We start from the raw sequence: 7,825 nt of genomic DNA, 5'->3' as shown, positions 1-7,825 counted from the left end.
TGACCACAGCCCAATCCCTACTTTCCGCCATCCTGGCCCGCCTGTCCAGCCCCCACCTCCAAGCCTCCCTCAAAGCCCTCCCCCAAAGCCACGGCAAAGCCAGGCCCCAGCACAGCCCCACCAAGTCCCCCGCCGCCCTCTCCCGCTTCCTCAACCGCTACCCCTGGCCCACCCGAGCCCTCATCCGCCTCGCCCGTAAGGAGGGGGAAAAGGCCCTGGACAGGGCCAGGGGAAAGCGAGACCCCAAGCCCAGGCTCCTGGTGGTCCTGGACCTGGTCACCCTGGCGAAGCGGGGTCGGTTCCCCGCCCCGCCCCTCTCCTTCTTCCACGGCGAGTGGGGCCTCCACCGTACTGGGTGAAGCTGGAGGCGGGAGGGGAGGGGTTTACCTGGCGGGAGGCTGGGTGGGAGGCGGCGCAGGTTCTCTTTCCGGAGCGGTGGCGTGGGTTCTCTTGCGGGAGCTCTGGCGGCTTGGGCTCAGGCTGCTGGGTCCTCCTGTGGGGGGGAAAGGTGGAGGGGGCAGGGGATGGGGTGTGCAGGTTTATGCGGGGTATGCAGGTGGTGCAAGTTTTGAGTTGGGCCAAAACCAGCAAAAAACCTCCCCATTCCACCTACCCCTTGACGCCACCGGTCCCGCACACTACACTAACCCTTGCGCGCCGGGGAGTAGCGCAGCCTGGTAGCGCACACGCTTGGGGTGCGTGTGGTCGTCGGTTCAAATCCGGCCTCCCCGACCAAAAAGGCCCCGCCCAAAGGCGGGGCCGCGCCTTATTTCAGGGCTTTTCGCAAAGCGCTTAGGTTTTCCGCCACTGGCCGCCTGTTGAAAAGGGCACTCCCAGCCACCGCCACGTCAGCGCCCGCCTGGTAGACTTCCCTCACCGTATCCCGGTTCACCCCCCCATCCACCACCAGGAGGCAGGCTGGGTTTAGCTGGTCCCGCATGGCACGAAGCCGCTGAAGCCGCCCCGTGGCGGTGGGGATGTACTTCTGCCCGCCAAACCCCGGGTTCACGCTCATGAGGAGGGCCAGGTCCAGTTCGGGAAGAAGGGGTTCAAAGGCCTCGAGGGGGGTCCCGGGGTTGATGGCGAGCCCCGCCTTCTTCCCCAGCTCCTTAATGTGCTGCACCGCCCGGTGGGGGTGGTAGGTGGCCTCAAAGTGGACGGTGAGGTGGTCCGCCCCCGCCCGGGCGAAGTCCTCGAGGTAGCGCTCGGGGTTCACGATCATGAGGTGGACGTCCAAAGGTAAAGAGGTGACCCGGCGCACCGCCTCCACCAGGATGGGGCCAAAGGTGAGGTTGGGGACGAAGACCCCGTCCATCACGTCCAGGTGAATCCAGTCCACCCCCGCCCTTTCCGCCTCCTGGATCTCCTCCCTAAGCCTGGCCAAATCCGCCGTGAGGATGGAAACCGCAAAGCGCACAAGGAGACTATACCCCTAGCGTTGGACCAAGCGATACGCCGCGGCCAGGACCAGGATCATGAGGGAAAGGAGGAAGAGCTCTGCCAAAACAGCTTGGAAGCCAGGGTGGTCCAGGGCAAAGGGAAACTTCTGAAGCCCCTCCGCGGTGACCACCAGAATGCGCCGCACCCCCGCGATGATGCCGATAATGAGAAAGGGCTCCACCTGGAGTTGCCCTTCCTTGGCAAAGCGCACCAGGGTATAGAGGATCTCCGCCATCATCAGGGCAAGGAGCACCCGATCCAGGAGAAATATGGCGAGCTTGTGCCCCTCGCCCCTAAAGAGCAGGCCTATCCCCTCCACCACGGAACCCACCAGAAGGTACGCCGCCCCCAGGGTCACCAAGAGACCGGCGAAGAGATAAATGACCCCCTCGGCCCGGGGAAAAAAGCGCAAGAACCCCTCCATAGGGAAGAGGCTAGGCCACCGCTCCCCTAGCCGCTAGGGGGTAAAAGGCCTTTGCCTACACCAACGCCAAAAGCGCCTCCGCCACCCTTTCCGGGGTGAACCCAAGCCGCTCGTAGACCTCGGGGTAAGGGGCGCTGGCCCCGAAGCGGTCCAGGCCCACCACCTTGTGGGCGTAGCGCTCCCAGCCCAAGGAAGCCCCGGCCTCCACCGCCACCACGGGCAGACCTGGGGGAAGGACCTCCTTGCGGTAAGCCTCGGGTTGGGCTTCAAAAAGCTCAAAGGAGGGCAGGCTCACCACCCGCACCCCAACGCCCTGCTGCCCTAAAAGCTCCCTGGCCCTTAGGGCCAAGTGGACCTCGCTCCCCGTGGCCACGATGACCCCTTTGGGGTTCTCGGCATCCTCCAGAACGTACCCGCCCCGGAGAAGCCCCTTGGCCTTCTCGGGGGAAAGGAGGGGCACCGCCTGCCGCGTGAGGACCAGGGCCGTGGGGCCCTCCTTGCGCCGCAAGGCCACCTGCCAGGCGTAGAAGGTCTCGTAGGCGTCGGCCGGGCGGATCACCCAAAGCCCCGGCATGGCCCGGAGGCTCATGAGGTGCTCTACGGGCTGGTGGGTGGGCCCGTCCTCCCCTAAGGCGATGGAGTCGTGGGTGTAGACGAAGACGGTGGGCGTCCCCATCAAGGCGGCCAGGCGCACGGCGGGGCGCATGTAATCGGAAAAGACGAGGAAAGTCCCCCCGTAGGCCCGAAAACCTCCGTGGAGGTTGAGCCCGTTCAGGATGGCCCCCATGCCGTGCTCCCGCACCCCAAAGCGCAGGTAGCGGCCCGTGGGGTTTTGCGGGGAGAAGTCCTCCATGCCCTGGGCCTTGGTGTTATTGGAAGGGGTGAGGTCGGCGCTACCCCCAACAAGCTCGGGCATGCGGGGTGCGAGGAGGTCCAGGACCTTGCCGCTCGCCGCCCGGGTGGCCAGGGGCTTGTCAAAGGCGGGCGGTTCCTCCGGCAAGGGGGGAAGCTCCCCTTGAAGGCGGCGGAGAAGCTCTTGGTATAGCTCCGGGAAGGCCTTGGCGTAAGCCTCCAAGACCCGTTCCCAAGCCTCCTGCCAGGCCTTGCCCTGGGCGCGCATGTCCATGTGCTGGTAGACCTCCTCAGGCACCACGAAGGGGGGGTAGGGCCAGCCGAGGTTTTTACGGGTGGCCTCCACCGCCTCCGGACCCAAGGGCTCCCCATGGGCCTTGTGGGAGTCCTGCTTGGGCGAGCCGTAGCCGATGTGGCTCCGCACGGCGATGAGGGTGGGACGCTCGTCCAGCTGGGCCAGCCTTAGGGCGTGGCGGAGGGCGTTTAGATCGTTGGCGTCCTCCACCCTTAGGGTCTGCCAGCCGTAGGCGCGGTAGCGCAGGAGGACGTCTTCGCTGAAGGCCAGGTCCGTGGGGCCGTCAATGGAGATGCGGTTATCGTCCCAGAAGACGATGAGCTTGGAAAGCCCCCACTGCCCCGCCAAAGAGCTCGCCTCCCCCGAAACCCCCTCCATCAGGTCTCCGTCCGAGGCCAGGACGTAGGTGTAGTGGTCCACCACAAGGTGGCCGGGGCGGTTGAACTCGGCGGCGAGCTTCTTCTCCGCCAGGGCCAGGCCCACCGCCGTGGAAATCCCCTGCCCCAAGGGGCCCGTGGTCACCTCCACCCCCGGGGTGTGGCCGTACTCGGGGTGGCCTGGGGTCTTGGAGCCCCACTGGCGGAAGCGCATGAGTTCCTCCAGGGAAAGGTCATACCCCGTGAGGTGCAGGGCGGCGTAAAGGAGCATGGACCCGTGCCCGGCGGAAAGGACGAAGCGGTCCCGGTTAGGCCAGGTGGGGTCCAGGGGGTTGTGCCGCATCACCTCCCGGAAGAGGAGGTAGGCCAAGGGGGCCATGGCCATAGGCATGCCGGGATGGCCGCTTTTGGCTTTTTCCACAGCGTCTATGGCCAGGAAGCGAATGGCGTTCACCGAAAGGGAAACGAGGTCCTGGGTCTGGGTCATGGTTCCCTCCAGGGTAGGCTTCCCCACGCCAAAGCGCAAGGAAGCCCGGAGCGCTTGTTCATAAAGTGGAGACTTATGAAGCGCCCCCTATCCCCCCCGAAAGACTATACCGAACCGGGGGCAGTTGCCTTCCCCCTTGGGGGGTGCTAAAATCCCAAGGGCGTGGGCGCCCGTAGCTCAGCAGGATAGAGCGGGGGCTTCCTAAGCCCTAGGTCGGGGGTTCGAATCCCTCCGGGCGCACCAAGACCAGGACACAAAGCTTCCGCCCTCGTAAGTGAGGGCGGAAATCTTTTTACCCCTTCCTCCTACGCCCAGTGGTTCAGGGGGCCGTGGCCATGGCCCAAGGGGGGCGCCGTCTTTAGGGCGCGGGTAAGGTAGGCCTTGGCCTCCGCCACCGCCTCGGCCAAGGGCTTCCCCAGGGCCAACAGGGCGGCGATGGCCGCCGAGAGGGTACAGCCCGTGCCGTGGGTGTTCCGGGTGGCCACCCGGGGCGCGGCGTAGGCCTGCACCCCCTCCCGGGTCGCCAGGAGGTCCACCGCCTCCTCCCCCTCCAGGTGCCCCCCTTTGAGGAGCACCGCCTTGGGACCCAGGGCCAAAAGGGCCTGGGCGGCCTCCTTCGCCTCCTCCAGGGTGCGGATGGGCCTCCCCAAGAGGGCCTCGGCCTCGAGGCGGTTCGGGGTGATGAGGTCCGCCAAGGGAAAAAGCCGCTCCTTTAGCGCCGCCACGGCCTCCTCGGCGAGAAGGGAATCCCCGCCCTTGGCCACCATCACGGGGTCCACCACCAAGGGCCTCAGGCCGAAGCGGGCCACCGCCTCCGCCACCGCCGCCACGATCTCCCCGCTCCCCAAAGCCCCGGTCTTGGCGGCGTGGACGGGAAGGTCCTCGGCCACGCTTTGGATCTGGGCGTAGACGAGCTCCGGGGGAAGGAGGTGAACCCGCTGTACCCCCAGGGTGTTCTGGGCCGTGACCAGGGTGAGGGCGCTCGCCCCATAGACCCCGAAGCGGAAAAAGGTCTTAAGGTCCGCCTGCACCCCCGCCCCACCCCCGGAGTCCGAGCCGGCGATGGTGAGGGCCACCCTCATCCTTCCTCCAAGGGCCTGCCCCGGGTCTCCACCCCCACCCCGAAGGCAAAAAGCCCCGCCAGGAGGAGAAGCCCCCCGTGGAGGGCCAACACGCCTCCCGGCCCCAGGGCGGGGAGCAGGGCCCCGGTGGCGTAGGGCGCAACGATCCCCCCCACCCGGCCCACGGCGGCAACCAGCCCCGCCCCGCTCCCCCGCAGGGCGGTGGGGAAAAGCTCAGGGGTGTAGGCGTAGATGGCCCCCCAGGCCCCCAGGTTGAAGAAGGAGAGGAGGCTTCCGAAAAGGAGCACCTCCCCCGGGGAGGAGGCCCGGGAGAGGAGGCAAGCGGCAAGGGCGGAGAAGGCCAAAAAGGCCACCAGGACCGGCCTGCGCCCCAGGCGCTCCACCAAAAAGGCGGCGGCCAGGTACCCCGGCACCTGGGCCAGGGTGATGAGGAGGACATATTCCAGGGAGCGCACCAGGGTGTACCCCTGGGCCACGAGAAGGGAAGGAAGCCAGATGAAGGCCCCGTAGTAGCCGGCGTTCAGGGCGAACCAGGCGAGGGAGAGAAAAAGGGTGCGGCGTAAAAGGGGCGGGCGGAAGAGGGCGGCGTAGGGGTAAGCCCTGGGGGAGGGAACGGGGGAAGCCGGGGGCAAGGGATGGGGAAAGGCCTTTTCCCAAGCGGCCACCACGTCCTCCGCCTCCTTCAGGCGCCCCTGGGCCAAAAGCCAGCGGGGCGACTCGGGCAGGGAAAGCCTGAGGTAGGCGGCGTAAAGGGCGGGAAGGGCCCCCACGAGGAAGGCCGCCCGCCAGCCCAGGCCCGGGACCAGGAGGTAGCCCACCAAGGCGGCGAGGAGCCACCCCACCGCCCAAAAGGCCTCCAGGAGGACCACCATGCGACCCCGGTGGGCCCTGGGGCTAAACTCCCCCATGAGGCTCGCCGCCACGGGAAGCTCCGCCCCAAGCCCGAGCCCCGTGAGGAAGCGGAAAAGGTAGACCCACCCCAGGCCTGGGGCCAAAGCGGTGAGAAGGCTGCCAAAGCCCGCCAGGAAGAGGCTATACCCCACCACCGCCTTCCGCCCCGAGCGGTCGGCGAGCCGCCCGCCCAGGGAAGCCCCTAAGAGCATGCCCAAAAGCCCAGCGCTTCCGAGAAGCCCCGCCTGAACCGGGCTTAGGCCAAACTCCCGGGAAAGGGCAGGCAGGGTGAAGCTGATGAGGCCCACGTCCATGGCGTCCAAGGCCCAGCCCAAGCCCAGGAGGAAGAGCAGGCGGTAGTGGGGCCTGCCCAGGGGCAGGCGCTCCAAGCGGGAAAGCACGTCCATGGCCTTAAGCTACCGGAAGCTCCAGCCTCCCCTTGCCCCTCAGCACCGCCTCCACCAGGTTCATGGGGCAGAAGGGCCCGCACATGCTGCAGGCCTTGGTGCGGCTTCCCCGCTCCTCCTTGAGCCGCCGGGCCTCCTCGGGGAAGAGGCAGAGGGCGAACTGGGCCTCCCAGTCCAGGCGGTAGCGGGCCTCGGACATCCTCCGGTTCCGCTCCAGGGCCCTGGGGTTCCCCCGGGCCACGTCCGCGGCGTGGGCGGCGATCTTGAAGGCGATCACGCCCGCCTTCACCTGCTCCGCCGTGGGCAGGCCCAGGTGCTCCGCCGGGGTCAGGTAGCAAAGCATGTCCGCACCCCACCAGCCCGCCAAGGCTCCCCCAATGGCCCCGGCGATGTGGTCAAAGCCGGCGGCGGTGTCCACGGGGAGCATCCCCAGGATGTAGAAGGGCGCATACCCCGTGAGCTTCTTCTGGATCTGGACGTTGGTGGCCACCTCGTTCAAGGGGATGTGCCCGGGGCCTTCCACCATGGCCTGGACCCCGGCGCGCCGCGCCCGCTCCACCAGCTCCCCGATGGTGAGGAGCTCGGCGATCTGCGCCCGGTCGGTGCTGTCCGCCAGGGAGCCGGGACGCAGGCCGTCCCCCAGGGAGAGGGTCATGTCGTAGGTGCGGGCGATGTCCAGGAGGTCGTCAAAGCGGGCGTAGAGGGGGTTCTCCTCCCCCCGGTGGAGCATCCAGGCGGCCATGAGCCCTCCTCCCCGGCTCACGATGCCCGTGGTGCGGGGGCTATTTCGGTAGACCTCCAGGTTCTTCAAGGTCACCCCCACGTGCACGGTGATGTAGTCCACCCCCTGCTTCCCGTGCTCCTCAATGACCTCAAAGAGCTCGTCCGCGGACATGTCAAAGAAGTTCTTGCGCTTGGCGGCGCGGAACTCCGCCTCGTAGACGGGCACGGTGCCCAGGGGGACGGTGGCCACCTCGAGGATCCGCCGCCGGATCTCCTTGAGGTCCCCCCCGGTGGAGAGGTCCATGATGGTGTCCGCCCCGTAGCGGATGGCCACCTTGGCCTTCTCCACCTCCTCCTCCACCTCCACGTAATCGTAAGAGGTGCCCAGGTTGGCGTTGATCTTCACGGAAAGCCCCTCGCCAATACCCTTGAAGTCCACCAAGGTGGCGTGGTTCTTGTTGCGGGGGATGACGATCCGCCCCGAAGCCACCCCTTCCCGCACGAACTCGGGGGAAACCCCCTCCCGCTCCGCCACGTAGGCCATCTCCTCGGTGATGATCCCCTTCCTCGCCGCTTCCAGCTGCGTCATCCTTCCACCCCCATCAGTTTTAGAAGCCGCTTCGCCGTCCAAGGAGCGAGGAGCACGCCGTTTCGGCCGTGCCCCGCCGCCGCGTACACGCCCTCCCCCACCTCGCCCACAAAGACCTCCCCCATGGGCCGGTAGCCCCAAACCGCTCCCCTAAACCGGGCCTCGGCCAGGAGGGGAAAGCGCTCGTGGGCGTAGTCGGCCAGCCACCGGAGCCCAAAGAGGTCCACCCCTTCCCGCCATCCCTCCCGCCCCGTGGCC

7 protein-coding genes, 2 tRNA genes and 1 pseudogene are annotated in these 7,825 nt (G+C 67.4%); 3 read left to right on the top strand and 7 right to left on the bottom strand.

Annotated elements, in window-relative coordinates:
• A pseudogene (locus QT17_RS04140) lies at window positions 1–347 on the top strand (transposase); the annotation flags it as partial.
• A gap of 311 nt (window positions 348–658) precedes the next feature.
• Window positions 659–735, top strand: a tRNA-Pro gene (locus QT17_RS04135).
• A 31-nt stretch (window positions 736–766) separates the two neighbouring features.
• Here the strand turns inward: QT17_RS04135 and rpe are convergent.
• From rpe to tkt, 3 genes are read right to left on the bottom strand one after another with little or no spacing between them, the layout of a single operon-like run.
• Window positions 767–1,417: a ribulose-phosphate 3-epimerase gene (rpe, locus tag QT17_RS04130; protein WP_039456736.1), complete on the bottom strand. Its 651-nt coding sequence runs from the start codon at window positions 1,415–1,417 to the stop codon at window positions 767–769.
• 15 nt (window positions 1,418–1,432) lie between these two features.
• Complete coding sequence (locus QT17_RS04125; RefSeq protein ID WP_039456733.1) at window positions 1,433–1,864, bottom strand: phosphate-starvation-inducible PsiE family protein; 432 nt, start codon at window positions 1,862–1,864, stop codon at window positions 1,433–1,435.
• A gap of 55 nt (window positions 1,865–1,919) precedes the next feature.
• Window positions 1,920–3,875 carry a transketolase gene (gene tkt / locus QT17_RS04120; protein ID WP_039456731.1) on the bottom strand — a complete coding sequence of 652 codons (1,956 nt, stop codon included), beginning with the start codon at window positions 3,873–3,875 and terminating at the stop codon, window positions 1,920–1,922.
• 166 nt (window positions 3,876–4,041) lie between these two features.
• Here tkt and QT17_RS04115 point away from each other — a divergent pair.
• Window positions 4,042–4,118 (top strand) — tRNA-Arg (locus tag QT17_RS04115).
• Between the two features lie 62 nt (window positions 4,119–4,180).
• On the opposite strand, the gene thiD is transcribed toward QT17_RS04115, so the two are convergent.
• From thiD to QT17_RS04095, 4 genes are all read right to left on the bottom strand, one after another.
• Window positions 4,181–4,957: a bifunctional hydroxymethylpyrimidine kinase/phosphomethylpyrimidine kinase gene (gene thiD / locus QT17_RS04110; RefSeq protein WP_039456730.1), complete on the bottom strand. Its 777-nt coding sequence runs from the start codon at window positions 4,955–4,957 to the stop codon at window positions 4,181–4,183.
• The gene (locus QT17_RS04105; protein ID WP_039456728.1) at window positions 4,954–6,255 is read right to left on the bottom strand and encodes an MFS transporter; all 1,302 of its coding nucleotides are present in this window, start codon (window positions 6,253–6,255) and stop codon (window positions 4,954–4,956) included. The genes thiD and QT17_RS04105 overlap by 4 nt, the downstream gene beginning before the upstream one ends.
• A 4-nt stretch (window positions 6,256–6,259) precedes the next feature.
• A complete protein-coding gene (gene thiC / locus QT17_RS04100) occupies window positions 6,260–7,567 on the bottom strand; it encodes a phosphomethylpyrimidine synthase ThiC (protein ID WP_039456725.1) in 1,308 nt (435 codons plus the stop codon).
• Window positions 7,564–7,825, bottom strand: a 262-nt coding sequence (locus QT17_RS04095; RefSeq protein WP_039456722.1) for an FAD-dependent oxidoreductase, incomplete at its 5' end; no start/stop codon positions are given. The genes QT17_RS04095 and thiC, both read right to left, overlap by 4 nt.

The organism is Thermus sp. 2.9 (genome assembly GCF_000794385.1).
In the GTDB taxonomy this organism is placed as follows: domain Bacteria; phylum Deinococcota; class Deinococci; order Deinococcales; family Thermaceae; genus Thermus; species Thermus thalpophilus.
Note: the sequence above shows the minus strand (reverse complement) of the source record. Positions and strands in the feature narration are given on the sequence as shown.